This window comes from Helicobacter pylori, from assembly GCF_016755635.1.
Classification (GTDB): Bacteria; Campylobacterota; Campylobacteria; order Campylobacterales; family Helicobacteraceae; genus Helicobacter; species Helicobacter pylori_CQ.
This window is the reverse complement of the sequence record NZ_CP051500.1, coordinates 722466-747611: the sequence shown is the minus strand read 5'-3', so window position 1 is coordinate 747611 and position 25146 is coordinate 722466. Positions and strand designations below refer to the sequence as shown.

The window sequence follows — 25146 nt, the reverse complement described above, 5'->3', positions numbered from 1 at the left end:
AGTAAAGTGGTTCAACAAGAACGATTCAAGCGGCTTTATTCAACTTACCAAAACAATTATCAAAATGATGAACGCAAAAAACAAGCTATTTTAAACGAACTTCATTCATTGCAAGATGGAATGGCTATAGGCGATGGGAGGAGCGATTTCACTTTAAAAACACGATCTTATTCTTTCCAATACAACCATCAAAATTTTGTTTTGTTGGATATGCCAGGGATAGAAGGCGACGAAAAGAAAGTTATTCAGCAAATTTCTAACGCTACACAAAAAGCCCATGCTATTTTTTATGTTACCAAAAAGCCCACCCCTCCGCAAAAAGGAGAAGAGAGAAAAGAAGGGACGATTGAAAAAATCCAAAAACAACTTGATTCGCAAACAGAGGTATGGACGATTTTTAACAAACCGATTAACAACCCGAGAGCTTTCAAAGATGGGCTTATTGATGGAAGCGAAAAAGAAAGCTTAAAAATTTTAAATAAAGAAATGAAAAACATTTTAGGCAAACACTACATGGGGCATCAAATAGTCAGCACCCAAATGGCTTTCTATGGTCTTTCATCGGCGTTGTTGCCAGAGAGTGATTTTTATAAAAACAAACAAAAATTTCTAGAAATTTTTAAAGTAGAAGAATTATTGTATAAATCCCGTTTCCAACAATTAAGAGAATTTATAACCGAAGCGCTTCTTGAAAACTCACGCAACAAAATCATAGAATCCAACTGCAATAAAGCTTTAAAAGCAAAAATTACAAAAAGCGATCGTAAACACGATTGACAGACAGATAGATCCAACCATCAGAGAAATAAAGAACCACCACCAAGAAGTTTGTGATAATTTGGATCGTTCTAAAGAAAAATATATATCCAATTTAACAAATTTAGTATTCACAGAAATAGAGCGATTCAAATCTGATTTTAGAGAAGAAATGCATGCGCACATTGATGACGACATTGAAAATGAGAAATGTGAAGAAATTTTTAAAAATGAACTCAAACAAAGAGAGACAAAATTGATTGAGAACATAGAACGGCGGTTCAAAGAATGTGAGGAACGATTCCGCGGAAGTATAGGAAAAAATATTGAACAATTTGAAGAAAGGTTTAAAGATTCTCTAATAATGTTAGATCGCATCAACATTGATAGTGGTTTTGATTTTAGTTTCAATATTGATAGCGGCATTGATAAAATAGGCTTATTTAGTTCAATAGGAGGTTTGATTTTGCTTCTATTGACGCCTGTAGTAGGTGAGTTTGCACTAATTGCAGGAGTGTGTTTAGCATTTGTGGGGATAGTTAAATCAGTGTGGAGTTTTTTTGATTCAGATTATGAAAAATCCCAACAAAGAAAAGAAGTGGATAAGAAATTAGATGAAGTTTGTGAAAAAATTGCAGAGAATGTGAAAAGCCGCATTGAAAGTTATAAAAAAGGCACATTGGGAATGATTGAAGAACTCAACGCCGGTTTTAACAAACTTGTTGATCATTACGAACGCATGAAAAGACAATTGAAAGAAGCCCATGAAAAATTAGGATACATCTCTAATAGTATCCATCTAACAATATCAAAACAAGGAGCATGCAATGAAGAATGAGATTTTTAAGCTAAATCTAATCTACAAGATGATTACTCTGTTATTATACCAAAAATCTACAAAAATAACCTTAAAAAATGTTTTATTTTTTATTAAAGCTCACATTCTTTTTTCTATTTTTCCCTCTTTTTTTCTTTTTTTTGAAAGCACTAATACATGATCTAATATTACTTATCAAAAACAAAAACTTCTTTCCCTTTATTATAATATAATTATGCGGAAAATTTTTTCCGCTTTCTGTTTAATTATCGTATTCATGGGAGCTCAAAAGCTTAAAATAATCTTAAATTTTTAGGCTATTTAATTCGTTATTGTTGCGAAAAAAGTCTCATTCTTAACCCTACAAGATGATTTTTATTGATTAAAAATAACTAAGGGAGAAAGATGAGTGATTGTAAAATGAGTAGGGTTAGTAGGGAATTGTTTGATAATATTAAGTCATTTTTGCACTATAAGTTTAAAACAATGATACGCATTCAAAGCGTGAATGATTTACAATTGGTCTTAAAATGGCAAGATAGAGTTTTAGAGTGCCAAAGTCTTATCGCATTGAAAGAACTCAATCACAAGCTTTATAATCAAGGCGTTAGGCATACGATTATGATGCAAGGCTTATTTTTGTTCTTTGAATATTTTGATAATAGGATTAAGCTCAAATCCTTGCACAATCTAGCAGAAGAACAGGTTATAGACTTCTTATTTGGATTAGCCAAAAATAGAAAACCAAGCTCTATGGCTAAATATGTGATGTATTTAAGACAATTCTTTGATTATTTAGACAGAAAAAGAAACTATAGCTTTGATTTTGAACTTAAAAATCTATCATTTGCCAAGAAAGGAACGCATTTGCCTAAACATTTGAATAAAAATGATTTTAAGGCTTTTATCCAAGCTCTTCTAAAATACTATCCCAAAACCAGTTTTGAAAAACGCAATCAGTGTATTTTACTGCTTATTGCATTAGGGGGGTTAAGGAAGTTTGAAGCCTTAGATTTGGAGCTAAAAAACATTGCTTTAGAAAATAACCACTACCGCCTTTTAATCAAAGGCAAAAACAATAAAGAGAGATACGCTTATATTGAAAAAGAATTTTTGCAAGTTCCTTTGAATGCGTGGCTAAGCGATACTAAACGATTAAAGAGTTTTAAGGGGCGTTTTGTGTTTAAAAAAGCAAAAAACAACACCACACAAAAAACTTGCTCTTTAAAGGGCTTTATCGCTAAAATTTTTAAGCTCTCTAATATTGATGTAAAATCTTATGGATTAGGTTTGCATCTTTTTAGGCATAGTTTTGCTACTTTTATTTATGATGAAACACAGGATTTGGTTTTAACTTCAAGAGCGTTGGGTCATAGTTCTTTGCTTTCTACTAAAATCTATATCCATACCACTCAAGAACACAATAAAAAAGTGGCTCTTGTGTTAAAAGGATTGTTAAAAAATGAAAAAAGCGATTAGGTTTTTAAGAAATTTGATTTATTTTGATTTTTGAGTTATAATGCATCTACATTCAATGGGCTAACCGAAGCCCACCTTTTCACAAATTACTTAAATTTTCCAAGTCTTTATTTCCGATGCTTTTAATTAAATCATCTAAAAACAAGACGATTTTACTTGGTTCTACACTGATATTCATAGGAATTTTTGCCCTATCATTGTCTTTTAACCCAGTGAAATAAGTCGTAATGCGTGGGCGCTTGTTCGGTTGGATTTTGAGTAAATTTTCCCAATGATACGCTCGATTTCTAATCGTCCATAACAAGTTTAAAGCAATATGAACCTTTGAAGCACCAGATAATGGATTTTTCTTATTGTTGATAAATAATGCATTTTTATTATTGGGGTAATAGGATTTGAAATTGATGCGCTTTAAATCTAATATTATCCCCTCTAACTTATAACAAAAAATAAGCCTGATCACTGCCCCTAAAGACATTTTAGATAAGATTAAAGAATGCGTGATTTCTTTTTTCTTTTCTTTTAATTCTTTGATTAAATCTGTTAAAGAATTTTCACTAAACACCCATTCACTCCCTTTGATTTGAGTCAAGCAATAGTCTAAAGCGTTGCGTAAATAAATTTCTAAGTTAGAGATTTTAGGCGTGATGAAAGAAATGAGTTTTAAATTTTCTTTGTATTGCTCTAGGCTGTCATAAGCATCTAATCTTTCTTTGGATAGAATGAGCGTAATATCATTTTTAAAATCTTGTAAATCTTGCATGTTTCTCTTAAGGTTTTTTGAAAAATTATAACTAAAAATAATTTTCAAAAATTGCCCTAAAAAGCTTTTGTCATTTGCTAGCTCTATGAGACTTGGGAAGTTCAATCGTCTCCACACCCACTCTAACACCAGGATGTCCTGGCATGTCTCTCATGTTAGCCGTAGTGCTGTTTATCGTAGATTTTGCGTCTTTATAAGCTTCTAGCGTTCTACCAAACGCTGAACGACCCACACTCTTAAGGCTTCCAGCTATGGCTCCAGCTCCAGCACTAGCCATTTGCACACCTTGATATATGAAGCTTTTAGCATCCGTTAGACCACCTTGTGTGCCAAAGATAGCGTTAATCATTTCGGGGACTTTTTGAATAAATGTCAGTGAAATTCCTATTGCTACAATAATGCCAAATTTAGCCACTATTTCATTGCTCCCTCCCACTTTGATTGCGTATTGCAATGCAAAAGAGTTGAATAACACCAATAACAACAACAAAGGCATGTAAAAAGTCAATGAAATAATTTTTTTCACATAAGACACTAAAAAACCTCTAGTCTGCTGAAAAAACCCTAGCGGTAGCATGAAAATAACCAAAGACAAGTAAATAATTTTTTCTAAATAAGTCACAAAAACATAACAGAAAACTTTGAATAACAAAAAAAATTCTAATCCTAAAATAACTAATAACAAAACAGCTGTAATAAGGGATTTTAGCGATAGTCCATTATTATTTTTGAAGTCTTCATATAGTTTATTCAAACTCGTCAAAATTTGTCTGACATGGAATGAAATATTAGCGTTAGTGATGCTGTGGTGCGTGTCTATATTCTTGTGTTCTCTTACACTATTTGTTTGATATTCCTTAACCACATTAGAAATCCCAGCATTTAGCAAGTTAGCAGGCGTGTCAAAAATTTCTGTTACATGATTTTGAAAGGCAAAACTGGAGCGGGCATTACCGCTACTAGAACCATCAGACTTAAAAGCATAATGGTACAAAGAAAGGTATCCTACAAACACAAAAAGCGTTAAAAAGGTCTTGATTTCAAATAAATCATTGTTTTGATAGCGTTTAAAGGAATACAAAAGGATTAAAAGCACTCCTAAAACCATACCAAAAGGTTGGATAACATTGGCTAAAGGCTCACCAATTCCTTTCAAGATCTTGCTAGAAAACGAAATAAAAAACCCAAGAATTTCACTATAAAGCCCATCTGCTTGCACAATTAAAGAATCTTGCTTATTGGAATACAAGTAAGCACCCACTCCTATGACAGCTAAAGCACCAAGCACTAAAGGGTTAGAAAGAAAGGGCAGAGCAAGTAGTGGAGCAGCCATGTTATTTAATCTCTAACATTCTTCTGTTTCTTTCACCAGCGGCTATTCTCATAGCAGCTGAGCAATCCACTTTATCGCCACCTTTTTCAAAGCATTCGCTATCCTTTTTCAAGGCTTCTTCTACATGGTTTTTATATATTCTTCCCTTTCTTTCACTTGTGATAGATAATGATCATGTTGCAAATCTTCTATTTTGTATTTTATAACATCCCAAAAAACCACCACTAAAACCCCTAAAATCCCTAACAAAATCCATGAATTTAATCTGCTTTTAAACATGCAAAATCCTTTTCAAAATATTTGACTAATTTTAACATAATAACCCTTATTTCAATACGGATTAAACGACTGGATATTATCAGAGCTTGGAGCTTCATTATTACTATTTGAATTCACGCCACTTGCCTTTCCTACACTACCATTAGGGAAACCATAAGCGTCTAATTTAGCCCTATAGACTTTTTCTATTTCTTGTTGTTTTTGTTTAAGACTTTCTTGATGCTCTTTGTCATCTTTTAGGGCGTCAGCAGGAATAATATCTTCAAAATAGCCCATTTGTTGCTTGAATGTATAGCTTTGCATTTGCGCCATTAAACCCAGCGTCTTATTCATAAAACTTAAATTTTGAGCGATTTCTAAAGCAGTTTCTACGCTTAATTGCTGAAATCGGTGTTTGTAGTCATTGAACACTTTAGCGGCTGCTTCACCTTTTTTACCAGCAATATCCCTACTATAATCTAAATTAAGCTCATCAAATTGCGCTTTTAAGCGACTAACATTGAGCATGTTAGGGATGCACTCGCTTTTGCCATTTCTGTTTTCTTTCTTGCAATAACCTTTTTTAACATTCTCGTCGTTGAGCCCAAAAGTTTTAACGCCTAACTCATTATCCATTTGACTAAACGCTCTATCTTGGGAAGCTACAACAAGCTGTTTGATTTTCGCATACACATTTAGAGCGATTTGTCTTTGTAATTCTTCTTTTTCAGCTCTAAGTTTTTCATAAGCCGTATAGTCGTTATTGAGTAGAGCTAAAGTCATTTGGCTGTCTAATAATTGGATTTTTTTAGCCGCTTCTAAATTGCCTTTTTGAATGCAAATGTATTCTAATAAGGCTCTGCCTCTAAGTCCAGCTCCTAAATCGTTCGCCGTGCTGATTTGAGTGTTACCTATGGCGTTAGCAAAATCCTTTAGAGCCTTTGTGTTAGCACTCTCTTTCCCCTTGCTCGTGAAAAATTGGTGTAAATTTTTCTCTGTAGGGCTCGCATCTTGACTGACATCCCAATTGAGTTCAGGGCATTTTTCAGAGATGCGTTTGGCTGCAATTTGATTGCGTATATCATAGTTTTGTGCATTTTCTTTGATCTTTTCAGTATTGGCTTGAACTTGCTTGGCAAAACTTTGGATTTTTTCTACATACTGCATGGGATTGGGAATACTTAAAATACTGCCTGTTAGAAATTGATTGGTTTTGTTCAAAACATCATTCACTTTGTTGATGGAATTAAGCGTCTGATTAGCCCTGTCTAATGTGTCTTGAGCGAGCTTGATCCTTTCAGTGATAGTGGATAAATGTTTAGCCCACTTGCTTTCATCCCATGCTCTTTTAGCACCATTCCAAGCGTTCTGCGTAGGATTATCCACAATCATAGCTACAGCGTTTAAGTGGTTTAAAGCAACCACCAACAACAAAATAAAGGATTTTTTTAAAAAAGTCTTCAACGCTTTCATGCCTTATCCTTGAAAGGGTCTATAAATCAGTCTTTGAGTGCAAGAAATTTTATTATCATGCCAACGATACCAATTCTTGCCAATCTTTGTGTTTTCACTCCAAATGTTGTATTGAGAGCAAAAGCCTTCATTCTTACTAGAATGTTAGTTTTTGTCTCTAAGTCTCATAGAAAGGGACTTAAAAACTATGGCAAAAACTTTAAAACCTAATTTAGATAAAGATGAGTTAAACACGCTTTATAAGGCAAATCTTTCTTATGCTAAAAACACGCATGAGCATTTTTTCAAAACTAAAAAAGACTTAGACTACAAATTATTTAATCCTAGCATTATGCATGAACAAGGCTGTATAAGTTTTGTTGGCGGACAAGGGGCTAAGCGATTACTAGATATGCTCTACAAACTCGCATTTAATGCTAAGTCCAATAAAATTGCTCTAGATAGACATTACGCCAAAACATTTTTACAAATTGTGGCAAGAACCTTAAGAAAGAATGTCAATATATTAGAAGAGCAGGGCTTAATTGAAGTCATTAAGAACAAACAAAGATACTTGTATGTGTATCTCAAGGACTACAGAGAATTAGAGGGCTACAACTCAGTAGGAGCGAATAAAAAGAGCAATATCCCATCGCCCTTTTTCTTACAGATTATGCGTTTCTTAGAAAAGTTTGCTAAAGCAATTAAGAGAGTAACAATCAACAAAAAAGAATGCATTACGCACATTCCTAGCCAAGAGCTTATGCAAAGAGCTAACAATGTGGTTTTAAAATTCACGCCTATTTCTAATCCTAACACCACTTACACTCTAACTTACAAAGACTTAACAAACAAAGATATTCCAAGCAATTTGTGTTTTTATCAAACAGCCATTGTGAAGAAAAATCTCTTAAAAGCCTTAAAAGACAGAGAGTGTGTGGGTGAACCCATTAACAACTCATCCAAAGTTTCAAATTACTTTCAAGAGAGCGCTTAAAAATGACACCAAGCGATATTTTGAATATTTGTTTTGATTTGAATGAAAAAACTTTACAAATTGATTTTTCGCAGACAGACACAGAAACGCAGAACAAAATTTTAGAAGAATTGTTTAGAAAAGAATTGTTACAAGAGAAGTTAAAAGGTCATGTTTTAAAAATACTTGAACCAACGAGCGACATTTTATTTCAAAGCCAACCATCTACAAAGAGAGAAAGACAATGATTGAACTAACCCTAGACAAAAAGTCCATACAAATTGATGAAAAATTGCTAGACATTAAAAAGCATTTAGAAAAGTTTTATTCAAACAAAGAACAAAAGATAATCGCAAAAACATTAGAAAGTGAAACAGAGCTTACTTGTAGTTATTTATGGGATAAAGACTTCTTGTTGTTAGAGCAACTTTTAGAAAACAATTTAGGGCATTTTACCTTTGAGAGCGAGTTTGCCCTACTAAAAGACAAAGAGCCTTTGAATTTAGCTCAAATCAAGCAAATGGGTGTTTTAAAGGTTCTTACCTACGAAATGACACAAGCCTTAAAAAATCAAATCATTCATTTATCACAAGTTGTCAATGAAGAAAGTTTGGAAAAAGATGAAGAGCTTGTTGTTTATCACTTGGATTTTAAGCTCAATCAACAATCTTATAAAGTGATAGCTCAATTTTGCGTGATTAAAAAAGAAAGGAACATTGCATGAAAAAATTAAGACATTTTAGAAAGCTTATCGCCTTTTTAGGTTTTTCACCACTTTTATTACAAGCGGATATAACTACCTTTTTTAATAGCATTGAGCAACAACTCCAAAGCCCTACAGGTAAGGGCATTTTAATGATCATATTCATTGCTATTGGTATTTTTGTGTGGAAAAACTTAGATAGATGGAAAGAAATCTTATTAACTATTTTAGGAGTTGTTTTAGGAACGCTGATATTTTTTAAAGCCCCAGCCTTAGCTCAATGGTTTATGACTAGTGTTGGTAACTAAGGCTTATCAATGCAATTAGTCGGTATTTCAGTTTCTAATCTCAAAGAAATCAGTTCCAAAGAAAAGTTTCTTTGGCTCAATGCTAAGAGCTTTTTGCTCTCAAGTTTTGTGCCATTTGTAATGACACCTTGGCTAGATATATTGAACTCTCTTATGCTGTATGCGTGCTTTTTATTGGTTTTTAGCATAGCGGAGTTTTTTGATGAAGATATAAGCGACATTTTAATCGCTCATTCCAAGATTAAAACCAAATCTAATTCATTTTATGCTTAAAAGGAAAGAATATGCAACAAAAAATCGTAGTAGAAAAACCTAATAAAATGACCATTGCTTACAACTTAGAGCAAACTATCTCTAAATTGAAAGAGAGTGTGAATTTATTGGAGAAAAACGAGCAATATAATGACGCTTATACTCTTGTTTGTGGTATTAAAAGCATTGTAGATGATTTTCATAAAGATGTAATTTTGCATGTAAGCAATAATTCTAAGCCCCCTAAAAGAAAAGGAAAGTCTTCTTAATGCTAGAAAACGCTTTTAAATATTGCAAAGAGAAAGCCATAGAGCTTTTAACAGGTTTTGTGCCAAAAACCTATTCTATGGCAGAGGAATGCAACATTTTAGGCTTGTATGATGATACTTTTATTATCACCAAACAAGAAAATTTAGTCGCTATTATGTCTTTACAAGGACTAAGTTATTCTAATTTAATGCAAAAAGATTTGGAGGGCTATTTTGATACAAGACAAAATGTTCTCAATACCATTAGTAAGGACATTCAATTAAGGATTGTAGCTAAAAGGCGTAAAGAATTTATCAATCAAAGCCCCAACATTGACAACCCTTATGCCAAAGCCATTATCACACAATTTGAAAGCAAGGAAATCTATAAAACAGAATATTTTTTAGTGTTTGAGAGCATTACTTCTAATGTCAAATCTTTCTTTGAGAAAAAGAAATTAGAAATGACTACTTCAATCAATGAAGAATTAGAAGAAAGCTCTAAAGAGAATGAAAATAACTCCAATGAGACCCATTCAAACACAAGCTCTAAAAAAGACAAGAAAAACAAGTTCAAAAAAAAGACAACCTTTAGCGCCACAAGTAAAAGAGCCTTACTCATTCAAACCATAGAAAGAGTGAAAAACGCATTAAGAGAGTTTAAACCCACTCTCTTAAATTCTAAAGAAGTGTTGAATTTCTATGCGGAGTATATCAATGGCAAATACATCGCCTTTAATCCTAAATTAAAGCGACTAAGCGATAGCTATATTGCTAGTAATGTGCATTTTAAAAAAGATTACTTTGTCATTGAATTTCAAAATCAAAGCACCTTTTGTGCGTGTGTGGGTATTAAAAACTATGAGAGTGAAGAAATTTCTTCTCTCCCCATTTCTACCCTTTTACACACGCAAATTGAATTAGATTTAATCTTTCATATCCGTTCATTAGGGCAGTTTGAAAGCTTGAATTTTCTAAAAACCAAGAAAAAACTCACGCTTTCTAAAATGGTGAAAAATGATATTGATGATTATATAGAATTGGTGCAAGCCAATCGTTTGAGTATGCAAGAGTGCGCCTTAAACTTAGTTATAAGAGCTAAGAGCAAAGCCAAATTAGACAAATCTTTAAAAGAGATTTTATCCTTGCTTAATAACGCTGGACTAGGTAGTGTTACAGAAACCATAGGGCTAAAACCCTCTTATTTTTCATTCTTCCCTAATAATGCAAACATTAACCCTAGAATGAGAAATCAAACTTCCCAAGTGATAGCCTCTTTAATCTTGTTTGAAAAAAATAATACAGGTTTTAGGGCAAATTCTTGGGGTGATATGCCTTTATCTGTGTTTAAGAACCTAGACCATAGCCCTTATTTGTTTAACTTCCACAACCAAGAAGTCAAACATAAAGGCGTGTTAGCCCATAATGTTGCACGAGTGGTAGGGCATACGATGATTATAGGAGCAACAGGAGCTGGTAAAACCACGCTCATTAGCTATTTAATGATGAGCGCTTTAAAATACTCTAACATTGATATTCTAGCTCTTGATAGATTAAATGGTTTGTATTCTTTTACCAAGTATTTTGATGGGATTTATAATCAAGGCGAAAACTTTCATATCAACCCTTTTTCATTAGAAGATAGCGCAACTAATAGAGCCTTTTTATTGCATTTTTATGCCCAAATGGCAAAAGTGGATAGCTATGATGACCATAAAGATAAAGTAGAAGATAAAACAGCCCTAATAAATGCTATTGATACTATGTATAGAAATTATAACGATGAAGTCAAACAAGCCAAATTTAGCAACCAAGAATTACCCCTTCCTTTTGATTTAAAAGAGTTTGTCAATGCCATTGTTAAAACCAATACAAACATTTTAGATAGTAGTTTTGAAGACTATTTAAAATCTTCCTTATTTTCTAGCCGAATGGATAGCCTAGATTTTAAAACTCGCATTAGCACCATAAATACCGATAGCATTTTACATAATGATGATGACGCTGGGCTTTTAGCCTACTATGTGTTTCATAAGATGATTGATAGAGCCTTGAAAATCAATCGTGGTTTTTTATGCTTTATTGATGAGTTTAAATCTTACGCACAAAATGAAATGATGAATAAAAAAATCAATGAAATCATTACTCAAGCCAGAAAGGCTAATGGAGTGATTGTTCTAGCCTTACAAGACATTAACCAGCTAACTGAAGTGAGAAACGCTCAAAGCTTTATTAAAAATATGGGGCAGTTGATTTTGTATCCCCAAAGAAATATTGATACCAAAGATTTAAACGATAAATTTGGCATTAGACTGAGCGATACTGAAAAGCATTTTTTAGAAAACACCGCCGTTAATGAATACAAAGTCTTACTCAAAAACATGAATGATGGCTCATCTAATATTATAGATGTGAGCCTTAGCTCTTTGGGTAATTACTTACAAATCTTTAGCTCTAATTCTAGCATGGTAGAACACATTGAAAATCTCATTAAGCATTACCCTACTACTTGGAGAGAAGTCTTTGTCAATAACACCTATCAAAAATTTGATGATAAAAAACACTTAGAAACGGTGCTTGCCTAACATGAAAAAGATGCAATATCTAGCTTTTATATTAGTGGCTGTGATTTTAAACGCATGCTCAAATAAATTCATAGAGATGAAAAAATCCCCTTGTGCGTTAAATACACCCATAATTCAAGAGGGCTTGTATGTCTAATTTACAAGAGATAAGAGAGCATTTAAAAGAATTAGAAAATTCCTTTGAGATAGGCTCTTTTTCTAAAGAAGACATCAAAGAATACGCTAAATGCTTTTTTATGGGATTAAGCATGTTTTTAGTCCAACAAAAAGAAGAGCAAGATAAAGAAAATAAAGAAAAAGATTGCCATAAAGAAGCGCTTTTAAATCAAGATGCCAAAGAAAATAAAGAAGAGCTAATTAAAAACATTCAAACAAACATTGCTAAAAACCAAGAGCTAGAAAAAATCTCTTTTGAAAAATGGGCGAATAAAATTCAAGAAAGGGTATTGCCTGAGTTAGAACGCATTGTTACGCACAAGCTTAAAGACAATGTTATGCCGAAATTAAACGCTCAGCTAGAGAGTTTTAAAAAAGATGAATTAGATTTATCTAGCGTGTTTGAAATACAAAGAAAGAACACTCAAATGGCGTATAGACTAGCTATAGGAGGTTTAATAGGAGTTATCTCTTTAAGCGTGGCTCTAGCTTTTTTAATGCCTTTAAAACAGATTGAACCTTATTTTGTGGATTTTGCCAATAGCGATAAACATTTTGCAGTGGTGCAAAAAGCAGACACTAAAGTAGATTATGGCGAGGCGTTTTTAAGAAATCTAGTCGGCTCTTACATTATGGGTAGAGAAACTATCAATCATATTGATGACAATATCCGCTTGAATGAAACCATAAGAGAGCAAAGTTCTAATGAAGTGTGGAAGACTTTAGAGCAGTTAGTATCAGGCAAGGGCAGTATCTATTCTAAGTCCAATATGGATAGAGAAATTAAAATCATCAATATTTCTATCTATAAGCAAGGTAAACAACAAAATATCGCTGTAGCAGATATTGTAGCTAAGGTCTTTGATAAAGGCTATTTAATCTCTGAAAAACGCTACAGAGTGTCTTTAATCTATCATTTTAAGCCCCTTATTCAATTTGATTATAGTTCTATGCCTAAAAACCCTACAGGCTTTATCGTAGATAAATATTCCTTGAGTGAAATCGCAAGCATTAAAGCCCTAGATAAGACTTATAAGAAAGTAGAAAGACCCCATTCTAAAATTGAATACAAAAAACCTGAACCAACTAACCCTCAAAACAACCCAGCTAACGAGCCTAATAATAAGGGAGAACAATGACTAGAGCATTTAGGGGAATTAGTTTTTCAATATCACTCTTAGCTCCCTTATTAGCAGAAAATAACATTCAAAATTATAATGAGCCAATGGATTATTCAAAAGGCGATGTTTCCTTACAACCCTTTAATAACCAAACTAACCAAGAAACACAACCTATCACTAACTACAACACACAGACTAACTCTATGCAAACACCTATACCAAATCACCCTTATTCACAACCCACTACACCTATACAAAATAACCAACCAAATAACGCACAAACTCAAACAATGCTAAATAACGCCAAGCAATTCACTAATAACGCTCTTAATAACACTAAGCAAACTATCACTAACACCACTAATTATGTCAATAACAAGCTTAGTCCAAAACCTAATGATGTGCCTATTAGTGCGTTTAAAGACAATAGAGACCTTAATAATGAACCTAATGTATCAAATGATGAAACTAAAGAAAGCGACGAAAATAGCGATAGCACCCTAAAACCCATGACTAATTTTAACGCTATCCAAAACAACTTCTTTGCTAAGAACCGCTCTATCAAAGATAACGCTCATTTTATCCATTACACCATAGGCGATACTTTCAATATTCGCCTAAGATACGCCATGACAACCACTTTTATCTTTGATGAACCCATTGCTCAAGTAGTCTTGGGCGATGATATAGGTTTTTCTACTAAAATGCTAGGCGAAGATAAAGAACATTTGATTTCTAATATTTTGCTCATTAAGCCTTTACAAATTGGAGTGGATAGCAACCTTACTATCATTGGAAAAAGCGGTAAGGTGTATAGCTTTTATGTGTTTTCAACCACTTATACGAGTTCTAAAAACCCAGCCTTAATGGTGTATGTGTCTTCTAAAGAGTATTTTAAACATTTTACTAGCTCCAAAAAAGAAACTAATAAAGAAATTAAAACCACTCATAGCGCCCCAAACAAAGACATTAAAGTAAGCCACGCTCCTAAAAAGATAGCTAAAAAATTACCAAGCATTAAAGAACAAAACCTAAAGTCAAAAAACCCTACTACCACTAAAACAGCAATAGCAAATGCTCCCCTTTCTTTAAATCGTTTCAAATCCCCTAGTTATCCCCCTAGTAACGCTCTAGCTAATTCTAGAAAGGCTTCAGAAAATTTTAAAGTGATTAGTAATAACACTAAAACTTTTAAAGAGCATAGACACAGCCAAGATGAAATGAAATATGTAGATTACTCCGCCAAAATCAAAGATGATGGCAAGTTCATTAGGATTGGGGACAATGTCAATCACATCTATATCAACAAGAAAAAAATGGAATATGGTTATGTCATCATAGATAAGAAAAAACGCAAATGGTATTGCTTATGGATGTGCAAAAAGGCTGTTAAATCTAAATACAAAGATGATTTACCCACTCAAATCTTTAATGATGAGCAATTCACCTATTTTAAGTTCAACCGCTCTAATGCTAGAAGTAAATTCCCTGTGGTTTATAAGGTTGTAGATGGCTATGATAATCCTGTTAATAGCAGAGTGGTGGGCGATTATCTAATCGCTGAAGATGTTTCAAATCAATGGAATTTAAAACTTGGTAAAGCCTATCTTTGCATAGAAAAGATAGCAAAGAGAGCAAAATGAATAAATCCTTGTTTAAAAAGATAGGCTTAGTTATAGGGGGCTTTGGCGTTTTAATGGCATTAGGACTGCTTGCTAATAAAGGCTCAAACAATAACAATAAAGAAGAAATCTTTCAAACAAGCGAGAGTAAATTCCCCCTAAGTGATTATTTCTTTGAAGAAGTCAAAGAAGAACCTAAAAAAGAAGAAAGCCCCAAAACAACAACCACGCCACAACCTACAGCTCCAACTACTGCTAATGTTTCAACTAATCCTATCATTACAGATTATAGTCATCTTAACAACAATCTAAACAAGCAACATAACACCCTTACGCATTTACAACAAGTTTTACAAAGCCCCCCTAAAATAAAGCCTAAACCAAAACATACTAAAGAGCAATTAGAGTTTTTAAACACACGCCTTAAACCCTTAGAGCCAACTAAACCAGCTACTAAGCCTGAGACGGAATATGGCGTGGATAGTTTTACTAATTTAAAATATAAAGACATTGGCACTAATGAGCATAAGCTCTTAAGAACTATAACCGCTGACAGAATGATACCAGCCTTTTTAATCACGCCTATTAACTCTCAAATTGCTGGAAAAGTAACCGCTCAAGTAGAGAGCGATATTTTTGCCTCTATGGGTAGAGCGGTGCTAATCCCTAAAGGCTCTAAGGTTATAGGCTATTACAACAACGATAATCAAATCGGACAATACCGCTTAAACATTGCTTGGACTAGAATTATCACCCCTCAAGGCATCAATATCATGCTCACTAATGCAAGAGGGGCTGATGTGAAAGGCTATAATGGCTTAGTAGGCAAATACATTAGCCGAAATTTTCAACGCTATGGTATCCCCTTACTCACTAACACGCTTTCTAATGGGCTTTTAATAGGAATTACTTCAGCCTTAGCTAATAACCAAAACAAAAAAGGTGATGGCAACCCTTTTTTTGGGGATTATTTGCTTATGCAACTCACTAGAAACACAGGCATGGGGATTAACCAAGTCATCAATCAAATGCTAAGACAATATGGAGCGCAAAACCCCATTATCATCATTAGAGAGGGGAGCAGAGTGTTTATTAGCCCTAATTTAGACATTTTTATCCCTAAACCAAAAGATGGGGAGGTTCTAGCGGAGTTTTTTAAAGAGAAAAAACCCCTAATCACAACAAAAGAGGAAGTTAACAATGAAGAAGAAATCTAATGTTTTTAAAATTTTAATGAGTTTATGTTTAGCGCTTTCAACTAGCCAAGCCCTTGTGATACAGACCATGCAAGATTGGAATTTAAGAAAAAATAGCGAATTTAAAGCTTTGGTAGTTGTGGGTAATAAGGTGCAAGAAAACACTCTTGCTATGGGTCATTACAAGGTTTCTAAGAATAGGTCTAATCTCTCTATTATGGTAACTCATAGTGAATTACCCAACCGCTAAAGCGATTGGGCTTTTTCTTGCTTCATAGCTCCATAACTAGCTAGATCCAATATGTTGCCATATTTAGAAATAACCCCATTAGAGGAAGCTCCACAAGCTTTGATGCGCTCATTAGTGTAATGAGCGTAATCAGTTCGGATAATCCCTACCCTACTTTTATCTATCTTTATTTTATGCCTGTCATCTAGCATGCCTAAAGCGTAGTTTCTGATATTGACGCTCGCATTGTAATCTCTGTGGTGTGTGATGTTGCAATGAGGACAAGTGAATTTAGTGATGCTTTCATGTTTTTTGCCTGTATTGAACCCACAATAAGAACACAATTGAGAACTAGGGAAAAATCTGTCTATGCCTAATAGGGTTTTCCCTTTTCTTTGGGCTTTGTATTCTAGCATAGTAAGGAATTTCCCCCAACTCGCATTAGCAAGGCTTTTAGAATGATAAGTTCTCATAAGCCCCTTAACGTTCAAAGTTTCTACCCCTATCAAATCGTATTGATTGGTTATCTCATTACTGATTTTATGCAAGTAGTCATCTCTAGTGTTTGAACAAGCTAGATGCAATCTGGCTACCTTTTTAGCTTGTTTTTCCCTATTGTTGGAACCTTTTACTTTTTTACTTAACCTCCTTTGCGCTTGTTTGAGTTTCTTTTCTAATTTTTGATAAAAGCGAATGTGTGGGTATTCTATTTTATCGCTTGTAACAATGAGCGTTCTTAAGCCCATGTCTAAACCTACCGCTTTTTTAATAATGGTAGGTTTAGGGATAGGCTCTTTAGTTTCATAGGATAGAGAACAAAAATATTGATCGGCTATGCAAGAAATAAAAGCCTGTTTGATAACGCTATCTTTAGGCAAGTCTCTGTGTAATTTAGCCTTAATGCCCTCTTTGAATTTAGGGAGAGTGATGGTTTGAGTCTCTGTTTTGATTCCTATGTTTTGGGGGATTGCAAAGGATTGTTTAGCGTTTTTCTTGGATTTGAATTTAGGGTATCTCGCTCTTTTGCTAAAGAAATTATCATAAGCGCTCACAAGCTGTCTTAACGCCATTTGCAAACTTTGAGAATTGCATTCATTGAGATAATGGTATTTTTCTTGCCGCTTGATTTGGGTTAAGACTTTTTGCATGGTGAAGTAAGTTTCTTTAATGCCTTTTGCATATTGCTTTTGTCGGTAATCTAAAAAGTAGTTATACACTACCCTAGAACAGCCAAAATGTTTAGAAATCAATTCTTTTTGTTGGGCGTTAGGATAAATTCTAAACTTGATAGCGTTAAGCAAAACAACTCCCTTGTTTTTATCTTGTATTATTATACAATGTTTTTATAAATAATGAATAAGGCTAAACAATGAGAAAAAACCATTACCCATTAAGGGGGTATATTTCAACCAACCGAAGTAAGCATAATCTAAAAGCCCATTTGATTTTAGTGTGTAAGTATAGAAAAAAGTTGTTGCAAGGGGATTTGAATAACTTTATTAAGTCTGTTATAGATGAGATAGCCACCCAAAGTCATTTCATTATCATTGCGATGGAAAGCGATATAGATCATTTGCACTTAATGGTTCAATATATCCCTAGAATGTCTATTAGCTCCATTATTGCTAAAATCAAACAGATCACCACTTATAGAGTTTGGCGCGATAAAAGATTTATCCCTTTATTGCAAAAACACTTTTGGAAAGAAAAAACTTTTTGGACTGATGGATTTTTTGTTTGCTCTATCGGTGAGGCTAACCCTGAAACGATCAAGGCGTATATAGAAAATCAAGGTTAGTTTTACTCATAAGGTTTTTTATAGTTCCTAGCGGAACTAAAGCATTCATCCCAAACACTAAAGATATTTGGGATTTCTGCTTGGGTGGTTTTAAAAAGGGTAATGATTATAAGACCTTACAAAGCCCTCCAAACGCTATAAAAGAGATTAAAGGCAAATTAGTGCTTAAAAAAGGCACAAGGATTGTCTTAGGTGGCGAGAATGATAGTGAGATGTCTAGTGCCATAGGTATAAATAAAAGCACTTATACTTCTAGTAAAAATGGCAAAGGTTTTAATGGGAGTGGAGCAAGTGGCATGGGATATGCAAGTGGTTATGGAGACACAGGCAATAGCACTAGCTCTAATGGGGCTAATGGCTCTAGTATGAGTGGAACAAGTGGCACTAATGGTTCTCGTGGTGCTAATGGAAGTAATGGAAGTAATGGAGCTAATGGAACAAGTGGCTATCAAGGCGTAGGTTCTGACCCATTCCCCCCAATTGCTGGGAGTGGTAGTGGCTCTAGTGGGAGTTCTAATAGTGGTTATACCCCTTTTACAAGCTCAGGGGGAGGCATGGGGGGAGGCTTTATCCCTTTCCCTTATTCGCCCGGACTTCAAAATGGTAGTGGTGCTAATGGAAGTAATGGTAGTAATGGCACAAGCGGAGCTAATGGGAGCAACAGCGCTAATGGAGGCACTGCTAGTGCAGATAGCCATTATACCAATGAATTTTGCACAGCTCCTGTTAGAAATGGCAATACGATGAGTTTAGATATTGTAGATAGAAATGGCTCTTGCTTTAAAATGCAAGCCTTTAGAAACGATAATGTCTGTCAATACAGCTATGACTTTGAAAACATGAAAGCCATTAAACAAACGCAATTTTACTTCATTAACAGAGAAAATAAAAGCGTGAATATTGGCGGTTGTGTGGATTTAGTAGGCAAACAATTTGAATTTCCTATGTATGAAGACGCTAATAAATGCAAACTAGATACTACGACAAATAAAGGCTATGGGAGTGGGAGTGCGAGCTTTTTTCAAACAGAGATTTTATTTCGTGGACTTGATAATTTAATCCATGTGGCTAAAAGTTGCACTGATTTTGCAGGGGTGCAAGAACAATTAGTCAAATACGATAATGACCCTGCCACTAGAACGGTTCAAAGAGTGATCAATCAATACTATATTGACCCTATCACTAAACAAAAGGTTTTTATCAGTCATAATGTGGTTAGTCCTTTGAAATTTAGTTATCAAACTTATGCTTGTGGGAAGTGGCAGTTTGATGATGCTAAATTAGAGGCTTATCGCCCCACTCAAATTCGTATCTTTGATACGGTAGCTAATCAATACTACAATATAACAGGCTGTGATTACACTTCTGATATGGGTAAAGCGCCTAAAATTGTTCAACCTTACACCAAAATCAATGTTGCAAGTTCAGTTAAAGGCGAAGAGGTAGGCGATTTAAACACCACAGATGGTTCTAATGATAATTTGTCCCAATACACTACCTTTGAGATTCAAAAAATGGCATTAAATAGCAGTGATTTAACCACCACTTCTCATTGTAATGATGGCTGGGGTTCTTGGACTAAAACCCATTCTTACACAGGCTATTTTAATGGAGGCTTAAGAACCTTAGCTAAATGGGTTACGCAATATAAAACTATCAACCAAGGCACAACCATTGAATATATCCGCCCTAGAAATGAGGGCGATAGTGATGCAGTGTATGACACTTACAAATACTATTATGCCTCACAAGCTCAAAAAACGCTCCAACGCATTCCTTTAACTATCTATATCAATCGTCTTAATTTGAGCGATGAATATCGTAAAAATTTTGAACTCACTACTTTAAGCCAAGAGCTTAATCTCAATAATGGCGTTAAGCAAATCATTAACACGCAAGATTTTACGAATTGGCAATCCACTTATTACCGCCCTAATGGGAATGGTAATCTTTGCATGAACTATACCTTTAGCAATGGGAGTGAATGGAAACCATCTAGCAAAGGCAAATATTGCTCATGGGCGCAAACGCCTAATGCCAATTATTCTTGTGCCTCACACAATAATTGGATTGTCCCTAACCAATAAGAAAGGAAAGTAATGGATTTACATTTAAAGAAAGCCTTGTTTTTAGCTAGTCTTAGTTGCTTGAATGCGAATGAAAGCTTTGTGGATAATAGCGATTTTTTAGCCATTATGCCTAGTGAGAAAGAAGAAGACATTTTACAAGAGCAAAAACTAGAACACAAGCTAGAACAAAAGAGTGCCCCACACAATATTATTCAAGAGAAAGCCCCCTTAAAGAGCGCTGAGTTGTTGCAAAGTCAGGTTAAAAGAGAATTTAAAGAAAAAAAGAAATCTCAAAAACATTTCAAAGCTATGCAAACTAAAAATGGCTTTTTCTTAGGCTCAGAAATTGCTATTACAGGCACAAAATTCACTCAAAATCTAAGCCTTATCTCTAATGCTACAGATGATTTAATCACTTATAGCCACACTTCTAGTAACGCTAATTTTAATATGGGTGTTTTAATGGGCTATCAGCATTACTTTGGAGCTACAAAAAGACATGGGATTAAGTTTTCAACGCATTTATATGGAGGCACACCTAGTGCTGTAAGCACCAATATAGACATTTACAATTCTAAGGTTAGCGCTAATTACACGCCCTTAAACTTTGGACTAGATATAAAGTATTTGTTTGATTTTTTAAATGTCATTAAAAAGAACCGCCACACACTAGGATTAAGTGTAGGATTTGGCTGGCGTATGCAATATTATTTTGCAAAAATAGACCCCATAAAAACCATGCGTAGTGAGTTTATCACCAATAAGCCTAAAGATATTTTTAATCATGGTTTTTATCCTACCATTGGACTTCATTATTACTTAAATCATCATCAATTTGAAGTGAATTATCGCTTTGGAGGGGCAATCAATTATCAATCCCTAACACCTAGCAAAATTGTCGCTCAAAACGGGAATTTTAAGGGCGAAGTCTTATTTTCTAATTTTATTACCAAAGCGACTAATTCTAGCTACATAGCGTTTAACTACGCCTATTTATTTTAATTTTTAAGGAGTCAATGATGTTAGATGAAAACATACAAGCAGACGAGTTAGAAACTAGCTCAAATAATGAAAACCAAAAACCAAAGGAAGCAGAAATGCCATTGAATAACATTCAAAAAGCTAAGGAATTAAAAAACAACGCCAATTTAATTGTTCGACGCACTGATGAATTAGACAAGGCTATCAATAAGCGTGAAAGCTTGCAAAGAGAGTTTGAAAGACGCATTAAGCACTTGGATAACAAGATTGAAACGCTTAGTAAAAAGATTGAAGAATTAAAAAGAAAGTAATTTGATGGACTTAAACAAACTCAAAGATTATAGGGCTTTAAGAAACGCTATTTTGAGGCTCTTGCCTTATTTAGATAGCGGTATTACAGAGCTGATTATGAATAAAGAAAAAGAAATTTGGCTCTATAAGCTTGATGGAACTAGAGAAAAAGTCTTTGATGAAAATTTAGATAAAGCCTTTATGCTTGGTTTTGGGGAACAATTAGCGAGTTTTAGAGATTTGTTCTTTAATGCTAATTACCCCACCCTTAATACTTCCATTCCTACTTCTAGATACAGAGTGAGCATGAACCACTTTGCTATTAGTGCGGATAATGAATTGAGTTTGAATATTAGAGTGCCTAGCGAGAAAAAGTTTGATTTAAAAGCTTTCAAGCTTTCTGGTGTGTGTCAATACGACTATGAGTATTTACAAAAGCTGATGATTGAGGGTAAAAACTTACTCATTAGCGGAGGAACAGGCAGTGGCAAAACAAGTTTTTTAAACGCTCTGATTGACTTTATCCCTAAACACACACGAATAGTGAGTGTAGAAGATAGCGAAGAATTAGATTTAAGAGCGTTTGAAAATCATAAATCCTTGTTAGTGGATAAAACTGAAAGCTCTAAATTTACCTATGAAAACGCCTTGAATATGGCAATGAGAATGAGTCCTGATAGACTTATGGTAGGCGAGATTGACACACGAAATGCCTTGCTTTTTTTAAGGTTTGGCAACACAGGACATAAAGGAATGGTTTCTACTTTACATGCAGATAGTGTGCATGGGGTCATAGAGGCGATTGCTTTAAATCTACAGATGAATAAAAGTGGTTTAGATGTCAGTGTAGCAAGAAAATTCTTTGAAAGCAGTGTAGATATTGTCGTTCAAATTGTGCTTGATAAAGCCACTAACACTAGATATATTCAAGAAATCTTACCCACCAAAGAATTAGAAAGTAGCTTATGAAAAAGTATCAAAACAAGCGAAAATTGGGTAAGCGTATCAATTGCTTTATTTCAAATGAATGTAAGGACATTTTAGAAAATTATTTAAAAGTCAAAAAAATTAGCGTTACTGAGTGTATAGAAGGCCTTTTATTAGCCCTAGACCCTAGCAAAGAAACACTAAGAGCAAGGGATTTTTATGAAAGCTTGTTTAAAGTCATCAGTCTTAACCAACATGTCTATAAAGAACTCATGGCTAATGGTAATAACATTAACCAAATAGCCAAGAACACCAACATTGCCATTAAGTATAACAAGCCCTTTTATTTGCAGAATTTAGCATTCTTAGAAGAGCTTTTTAAGACTATGGATACGCTCAATAAAAACATAGAAGATTGCAAAAAAGTCTCTTTGGAATTGTTGCTCCAAATCTATAAAGAGCAAAAAAGCGAAACAGAGCTTAACACCATCTCAAAAATTCTCAATGCTCTTAATGAAAAACAATCTGCTACTGAGCCAAAAAAGGATAATGAATGAAAATGCAATTTGTGAAAGCTTTTTGCGTGCTTTTTAGCATTTTACTTATCCCCTTATTTTTTATCTTGGCAAATTATTATGTTTTTGATGCCCTAAAGTCGTTTAGACAGGCTTATTTCTTTTCTCAAAGCGTGTTTATAGGGCTTTATAAGGGGGCGAGTATCTTAGATTTAAAATTTGAAGTCTATATCACTATGATAATGTCTTTAATGCCCTTAGTAGCTACGATTTATATGAGTATTCAAAAGACTAAAGAAACTTCGCATGGCTATGCGAGATGGGCTAATGTTAAAGACATAGAGTGCTTTAAAGTCTTTAGTAAAGAGGGCTTTTGTAAGGTAGTGCATAGATTAGGGGTGCAATTTGACAAGGGCTTTATTCTAGGTAAATTTGGTTTTCCAAAACTTAGAGATGTGTGTTATGACAAGCCCTTAGGAGCCATGATTGTTGCACCGCCCGGAGCTGGTAAAACTGCATGCGTGGCTTTACCCAATTTATTGACTTTGCCTAATAGCTGTATTATCACTGATATTAAAGGCGAACTAAGAGATAAAACTGCTGGATATAGACAAAAATTCTTAAACAATAGGATTTTAATCTTTAATCCCTATGGTGATGATAATACTTGTTATTTCAATCCTTTTGATAAAAGGATTGTAAAACCCATGAACTTTGACCAACGCCTAAGACTTGTGCAAGAGAATGCTAATAATGTCTTTATTAGCGAAGAAAAGGGCGAAGACCATTGGGTATCTAAAGCGAAAGATTTGTTTAGCTTTTATGCCTTGCATGATGTTTGTTCCAAAGATGAAACAAACTTTTTTGATGTGGCTATGGGTCCAAATAGAGACTATGTCAATTTAATTGATAAAAGAAGTCGCTATTACAAACAGCTCTATCAGCACGACAAAAAGACAGGCGAAATTATTCTAGACCCACAAACTAATGAGCCTATTTTAATTCCTAATGTGAATGCGAGAAAATTGTGGTATTTGCAAGTTTCAGAGCAAAAATACGCTGACCCCAAAGACCCTAGAAATTTTGACCCAAATGAGCCTGAACCAGCCCCTAGAAGTGAAGGGGCGTTAGATGAAATTGTAAGAAATGATGCAAGAGCGTGGGCTAATAGTGCTGAAGAAGAATTTGCAAGTATTATTTCTACTTTCAATCGCTTTGTGTCTGTTTTTAAAAGCAATCAAGTAAGAATTGCTACTTCTAAAATGAGCTTTGATTATGAAGAATTAAGAACAGACAATATCAGTCTTTATATTGTGATTGCTCAAAAAGACATCAACACGCTTGCCCCCTTAGTTAGAGTGATTTTAGAAAGTATTGCTAAAAACTTACTAGCTAATGAAAGTTCTAAAAAAGAAGAACGCATTTATATGATTTTAGATGAATTTGTTAGATTTGGTAAATTGCCTTTCTTGTTAGAAATGCCTGCACTTTGTCGCTCTTATAATGTCGTTCCCTTATTCATCACGCAAGATTATGCGATGATTAGAAAATATTATAGCGATGATGATTTGAAAATCTTAAAAGGCGTGGTGCATTATAACATTGTCTTTAAGATGAATAGCGCTGAAGATGCTGAGATTGTTTCTAAGGAAGTGGGCGAATTCACTAGACAATCTAAAAATTATTCTACTGAAAAGGGTCAGCTAGTCTTTGGAGGTAGTTCTTCTTATAGCCATGAGGGTAGAAATTTACTCACAGCCCAAGACATTATGAATATAGAATCAGATGAAGTTATTGTCATTGTTACAGGAGCTAAAGCGACCCCTTTAAAACTTAAAGCTAATTATTGGTTTAAAGATAAAAAGCTTTTAAAAAGAGCTAGCTTGCCTATTGATTTAGAAGTAGAAAGAAAAAGATTTAAAGAGTCTACGCAACCCACTACAGAAATTGCAACAACCCCTAATCAAAACAAAGCTAACTTAGATCCAAGCAATAAGGGGGAAAACACAGAAAACAAGGATAGTGAGGGCAAGACCAACGAGAATAACCCCACTACACCACAAAAAGAGAGTGAAAATTCAAATCTAACAGAAAGAGAGAAAGATAATGAAAACCACACTACTTCACAAGAAAAAAACAAGAATGAAAACACAGATCAAGAAAATCACAATGAAATTGATGAGATTTTAAAAAAGCCACTGAGTGAAATCAGCATGGAAGAAAAAAGAGCCTTATTTAAGAAAATGCAACAAAGCGATGAACAAAGCGAACAAGAAGTTCTACAAGACACCCAAAGTTAAATTTTAAAAGG

General features: G+C 34.2%; 22 protein-coding genes and 4 pseudogenes. 21 read left to right on the top strand and 5 right to left on the bottom strand.

Features of this window, described 5'->3' with window-relative positions:
- Positions 1 to 6: 6 nt before the first annotated feature.
- Positions 7 to 1594, top strand: a pseudogene (locus tag HG567_RS03440) (GTPase).
- Between the two features lie 384 nt (positions 1595 to 1978).
- On the top strand, positions 1979 to 3052 hold the full coding sequence (locus HG567_RS03435; protein ID WP_202140157.1) for a tyrosine-type recombinase/integrase: 1074 nt from the start codon (positions 1979 to 1981) through the stop codon (positions 3050 to 3052).
- 79 nt (positions 3053 to 3131) lie between these two features.
- On the opposite strand, the gene HG567_RS03430 is transcribed toward HG567_RS03435, so the two are convergent.
- The 4 genes and pseudogenes from HG567_RS03430 to HG567_RS03415 form a co-directional block, all read right to left on the bottom strand.
- Positions 3132 to 3815, bottom strand: coding sequence for a CAAX protease (locus tag HG567_RS03430; protein ID WP_202140156.1), 684 nt, complete (start codon positions 3813 to 3815; stop codon positions 3132 to 3134).
- Positions 3816 to 3885: 70 nt separating this feature from the next.
- Positions 3886 to 5148, bottom strand: a complete 1263-nt coding sequence (locus HG567_RS03425; RefSeq protein ID WP_202140155.1) for a type IV secretion system protein — start codon at positions 5146 to 5148, stop codon at positions 3886 to 3888.
- Between the two features lies 1 nt (position 5149).
- Positions 5150 to 5427: pseudogene (locus HG567_RS03420) on the bottom strand (hypothetical protein).
- Positions 5428 to 5478: 51 nt separating this feature from the next.
- Positions 5479 to 6879: a hypothetical protein gene (locus tag HG567_RS03415; protein ID WP_202140154.1), complete on the bottom strand. Its 1401-nt coding sequence runs from the start codon at positions 6877 to 6879 to the stop codon at positions 5479 to 5481.
- A gap of 187 nt (positions 6880 to 7066) precedes the next feature.
- On the opposite strand from HG567_RS03415, the gene HG567_RS03410 reads away from it, so the two are divergent.
- From HG567_RS03410 to HG567_RS03360, 12 genes and pseudogenes are all read left to right on the top strand, one after another.
- Positions 7067 to 7855: an integrase gene (locus HG567_RS03410; protein WP_202163997.1), complete on the top strand. Its 789-nt coding sequence runs from the start codon at positions 7067 to 7069 to the stop codon at positions 7853 to 7855.
- Between the two features lie 2 nt (positions 7856 to 7857).
- Positions 7858 to 8082: a hypothetical protein gene (locus tag HG567_RS03405; protein ID WP_202140153.1), complete on the top strand. Its 225-nt coding sequence runs from the start codon at positions 7858 to 7860 to the stop codon at positions 8080 to 8082.
- Positions 8079 to 8558: a hypothetical protein gene (locus HG567_RS03400; protein ID WP_165508556.1), complete on the top strand. Its 480-nt coding sequence runs from the start codon at positions 8079 to 8081 to the stop codon at positions 8556 to 8558. The genes HG567_RS03405 and HG567_RS03400 overlap by 4 nt, the downstream gene beginning before the upstream one ends.
- Positions 8555 to 8845 carry a TrbC/VirB2 family protein gene (locus HG567_RS03395; RefSeq protein WP_021176075.1) on the top strand — a complete coding sequence of 97 codons (291 nt, stop codon included), beginning with the start codon at positions 8555 to 8557 and terminating at the stop codon, positions 8843 to 8845. Before HG567_RS03400 ends, HG567_RS03395 begins: the two co-directional genes overlap by 4 nt.
- Positions 8846 to 8854: 9 nt before the next feature.
- Positions 8855 to 9118: a hypothetical protein gene (locus HG567_RS03390; RefSeq protein ID WP_001177721.1), complete on the top strand. Its 264-nt coding sequence runs from the start codon at positions 8855 to 8857 to the stop codon at positions 9116 to 9118.
- Between the two features lie 11 nt (positions 9119 to 9129).
- Entirely contained in the window at positions 9130 to 9366 is a 237-nt protein-coding gene (locus HG567_RS03385) for a hypothetical protein (RefSeq protein ID WP_202140151.1), read from the top strand.
- Positions 9366 to 11930, top strand: a complete 2565-nt coding sequence (locus HG567_RS03380) for a VirB4 family type IV secretion/conjugal transfer ATPase (protein ID WP_202163996.1) — start codon at positions 9366 to 9368, stop codon at positions 11928 to 11930. Before HG567_RS03385 ends, HG567_RS03380 begins: the two co-directional genes overlap by 1 nt.
- A 1-nt stretch (position 11931) precedes the next feature.
- Positions 11932 to 12066 carry a type IV secretion system protein VirB7 gene (locus HG567_RS07760; protein ID WP_237393069.1) on the top strand — a complete coding sequence of 45 codons (135 nt, stop codon included), beginning with the start codon at positions 11932 to 11934 and terminating at the stop codon, positions 12064 to 12066.
- Complete coding sequence (locus HG567_RS03375; RefSeq protein ID WP_202163995.1) at positions 12059 to 13225, top strand: VirB8/TrbF family protein; 1167 nt, start codon at positions 12059 to 12061, stop codon at positions 13223 to 13225. The genes HG567_RS07760 and HG567_RS03375 overlap by 8 nt, the downstream gene beginning before the upstream one ends.
- Positions 13222 to 14850 carry a TrbG/VirB9 family P-type conjugative transfer protein gene (locus tag HG567_RS03370; protein ID WP_202163994.1) on the top strand — a complete coding sequence of 543 codons (1629 nt, stop codon included), beginning with the start codon at positions 13222 to 13224 and terminating at the stop codon, positions 14848 to 14850. The genes HG567_RS03375 and HG567_RS03370 overlap by 4 nt, the downstream gene beginning before the upstream one ends.
- Positions 14847 to 16046 (top strand): DNA type IV secretion system protein ComB10, encoded by a 1200-nt coding sequence (locus HG567_RS03365; RefSeq protein WP_202163993.1) that lies wholly within the window; start codon positions 14847 to 14849, stop codon positions 16044 to 16046. Before HG567_RS03370 ends, HG567_RS03365 begins: the two co-directional genes overlap by 4 nt.
- Positions 16030 to 16269 (top strand): annotated as a pseudogene (locus HG567_RS03360) (collagen-like protein); the annotation flags it as partial. The gene HG567_RS03365 and the pseudogene HG567_RS03360, both read left to right, overlap by 17 nt.
- 2 nt (positions 16270 to 16271) lie before the next feature.
- On the opposite strand, the gene HG567_RS03355 reads toward HG567_RS03360, so the two are convergent.
- Complete coding sequence (locus tag HG567_RS03355; RefSeq protein ID WP_202163992.1) at positions 16272 to 17555, bottom strand: RNA-guided endonuclease InsQ/TnpB family protein; 1284 nt, start codon at positions 17553 to 17555, stop codon at positions 16272 to 16274.
- A gap of 68 nt (positions 17556 to 17623) precedes the next feature.
- On the opposite strand from HG567_RS03355, the gene tnpA reads away from it, so the two are divergent.
- The 7 genes and pseudogenes from tnpA (at position 17624) to HG567_RS03320 (ending at position 25135) form a co-directional block, all read left to right on the top strand.
- Complete coding sequence (gene tnpA, locus HG567_RS03350; RefSeq protein ID WP_001878871.1) at positions 17624 to 18052, top strand: IS200/IS605 family transposase; 429 nt, start codon at positions 17624 to 17626, stop codon at positions 18050 to 18052.
- A 92-nt stretch (positions 18053 to 18144) separates the two neighbouring features.
- Positions 18145 to 20139, top strand: a pseudogene (locus HG567_RS03345) (collagen-like protein); the annotation flags it as partial.
- Positions 20140 to 20151: 12 nt separating this feature from the next.
- Complete coding sequence (locus HG567_RS03340) at positions 20152 to 21123, top strand: hypothetical protein (RefSeq protein ID WP_202163991.1); 972 nt, start codon at positions 20152 to 20154, stop codon at positions 21121 to 21123.
- A 17-nt stretch (positions 21124 to 21140) separates the two neighbouring features.
- Positions 21141 to 21413, top strand: coding sequence for a hypothetical protein (locus tag HG567_RS03335; RefSeq protein ID WP_180373640.1), 273 nt, complete (start codon positions 21141 to 21143; stop codon positions 21411 to 21413).
- A 4-nt stretch (positions 21414 to 21417) separates the two neighbouring features.
- A complete protein-coding gene (locus HG567_RS03330) occupies positions 21418 to 22362 on the top strand; it encodes a CpaF/VirB11 family protein (RefSeq protein ID WP_165530262.1) in 945 nt (314 codons plus the stop codon).
- Positions 22359 to 22877, top strand: coding sequence for a replication regulatory RepB family protein (locus HG567_RS03325; RefSeq protein WP_202163990.1), 519 nt, complete (start codon positions 22359 to 22361; stop codon positions 22875 to 22877). The genes HG567_RS03330 and HG567_RS03325 overlap by 4 nt, the downstream gene beginning before the upstream one ends.
- Positions 22874 to 25135 carry a type IV secretory system conjugative DNA transfer family protein gene (locus HG567_RS03320; RefSeq protein WP_165530250.1) on the top strand — a complete coding sequence of 754 codons (2262 nt, stop codon included), beginning with the start codon at positions 22874 to 22876 and terminating at the stop codon, positions 25133 to 25135. The genes HG567_RS03325 and HG567_RS03320 overlap by 4 nt, the downstream gene beginning before the upstream one ends.
- Positions 25136 to 25146: the final 11 nt, after the last annotated feature.

Bases quoted from the DNA above. Each gene is read 5' to 3' on its own strand.
- HG567_RS03435 (WP_202140157.1), top strand. From the start codon at position 1,979: ATGAGTGATTGTAAAATGAGTAGGGTTAGTAGGGAATTGTTTGATAAT.
- HG567_RS03430 (WP_202140156.1), bottom strand. From the start codon at position 3,815: ATGCAAGATTTACAAGATTTTAAAAATGATATTACGCTCATTCTATCC.
- HG567_RS03425 (WP_202140155.1), bottom strand. From the start codon at position 5,148: ATGGCTGCTCCACTACTTGCTCTGCCCTTTCTTTCTAACCCTTTAGTG.
- HG567_RS03415 (WP_202140154.1), bottom strand. From the start codon at position 6,879: ATGAAAGCGTTGAAGACTTTTTTAAAAAAATCCTTTATTTTGTTGTTG.
- HG567_RS03410 (WP_202163997.1), top strand. From the start codon at position 7,067: ATGGCAAAAACTTTAAAACCTAATTTAGATAAAGATGAGTTAAACACG.
- HG567_RS03405 (WP_202140153.1), top strand. From the start codon at position 7,858: ATGACACCAAGCGATATTTTGAATATTTGTTTTGATTTGAATGAAAAA.
- HG567_RS03400 (WP_165508556.1), top strand. From the start codon at position 8,079: ATGATTGAACTAACCCTAGACAAAAAGTCCATACAAATTGATGAAAAA.
- HG567_RS03395 (WP_021176075.1), top strand. From the start codon at position 8,555: ATGAAAAAATTAAGACATTTTAGAAAGCTTATCGCCTTTTTAGGTTTT.
- HG567_RS03390 (WP_001177721.1), top strand. From the start codon at position 8,855: ATGCAATTAGTCGGTATTTCAGTTTCTAATCTCAAAGAAATCAGTTCC.
- HG567_RS03385 (WP_202140151.1), top strand. From the start codon at position 9,130: ATGCAACAAAAAATCGTAGTAGAAAAACCTAATAAAATGACCATTGCT.
- HG567_RS03380 (WP_202163996.1), top strand. From the start codon at position 9,366: ATGCTAGAAAACGCTTTTAAATATTGCAAAGAGAAAGCCATAGAGCTT.
- HG567_RS07760 (WP_237393069.1), top strand. From the start codon at position 11,932: ATGAAAAAGATGCAATATCTAGCTTTTATATTAGTGGCTGTGATTTTA.
- HG567_RS03375 (WP_202163995.1), top strand. From the start codon at position 12,059: ATGTCTAATTTACAAGAGATAAGAGAGCATTTAAAAGAATTAGAAAAT.
- HG567_RS03370 (WP_202163994.1), top strand. From the start codon at position 13,222: ATGACTAGAGCATTTAGGGGAATTAGTTTTTCAATATCACTCTTAGCT.
- HG567_RS03365 (WP_202163993.1), top strand. From the start codon at position 14,847: ATGAATAAATCCTTGTTTAAAAAGATAGGCTTAGTTATAGGGGGCTTT.
- tnpA (WP_001878871.1), top strand. From the start codon at position 17,624: ATGAGAAAAAACCATTACCCATTAAGGGGGTATATTTCAACCAACCGA.
- HG567_RS03340 (WP_202163991.1), top strand. From the start codon at position 20,152: ATGGATTTACATTTAAAGAAAGCCTTGTTTTTAGCTAGTCTTAGTTGC.
- HG567_RS03335 (WP_180373640.1), top strand. From the start codon at position 21,141: ATGTTAGATGAAAACATACAAGCAGACGAGTTAGAAACTAGCTCAAAT.
- HG567_RS03330 (WP_165530262.1), top strand. From the start codon at position 21,418: ATGGACTTAAACAAACTCAAAGATTATAGGGCTTTAAGAAACGCTATT.
- HG567_RS03325 (WP_202163990.1), top strand. From the start codon at position 22,359: ATGAAAAAGTATCAAAACAAGCGAAAATTGGGTAAGCGTATCAATTGC.
- HG567_RS03320 (WP_165530250.1), top strand. From the start codon at position 22,874: ATGAAAATGCAATTTGTGAAAGCTTTTTGCGTGCTTTTTAGCATTTTA.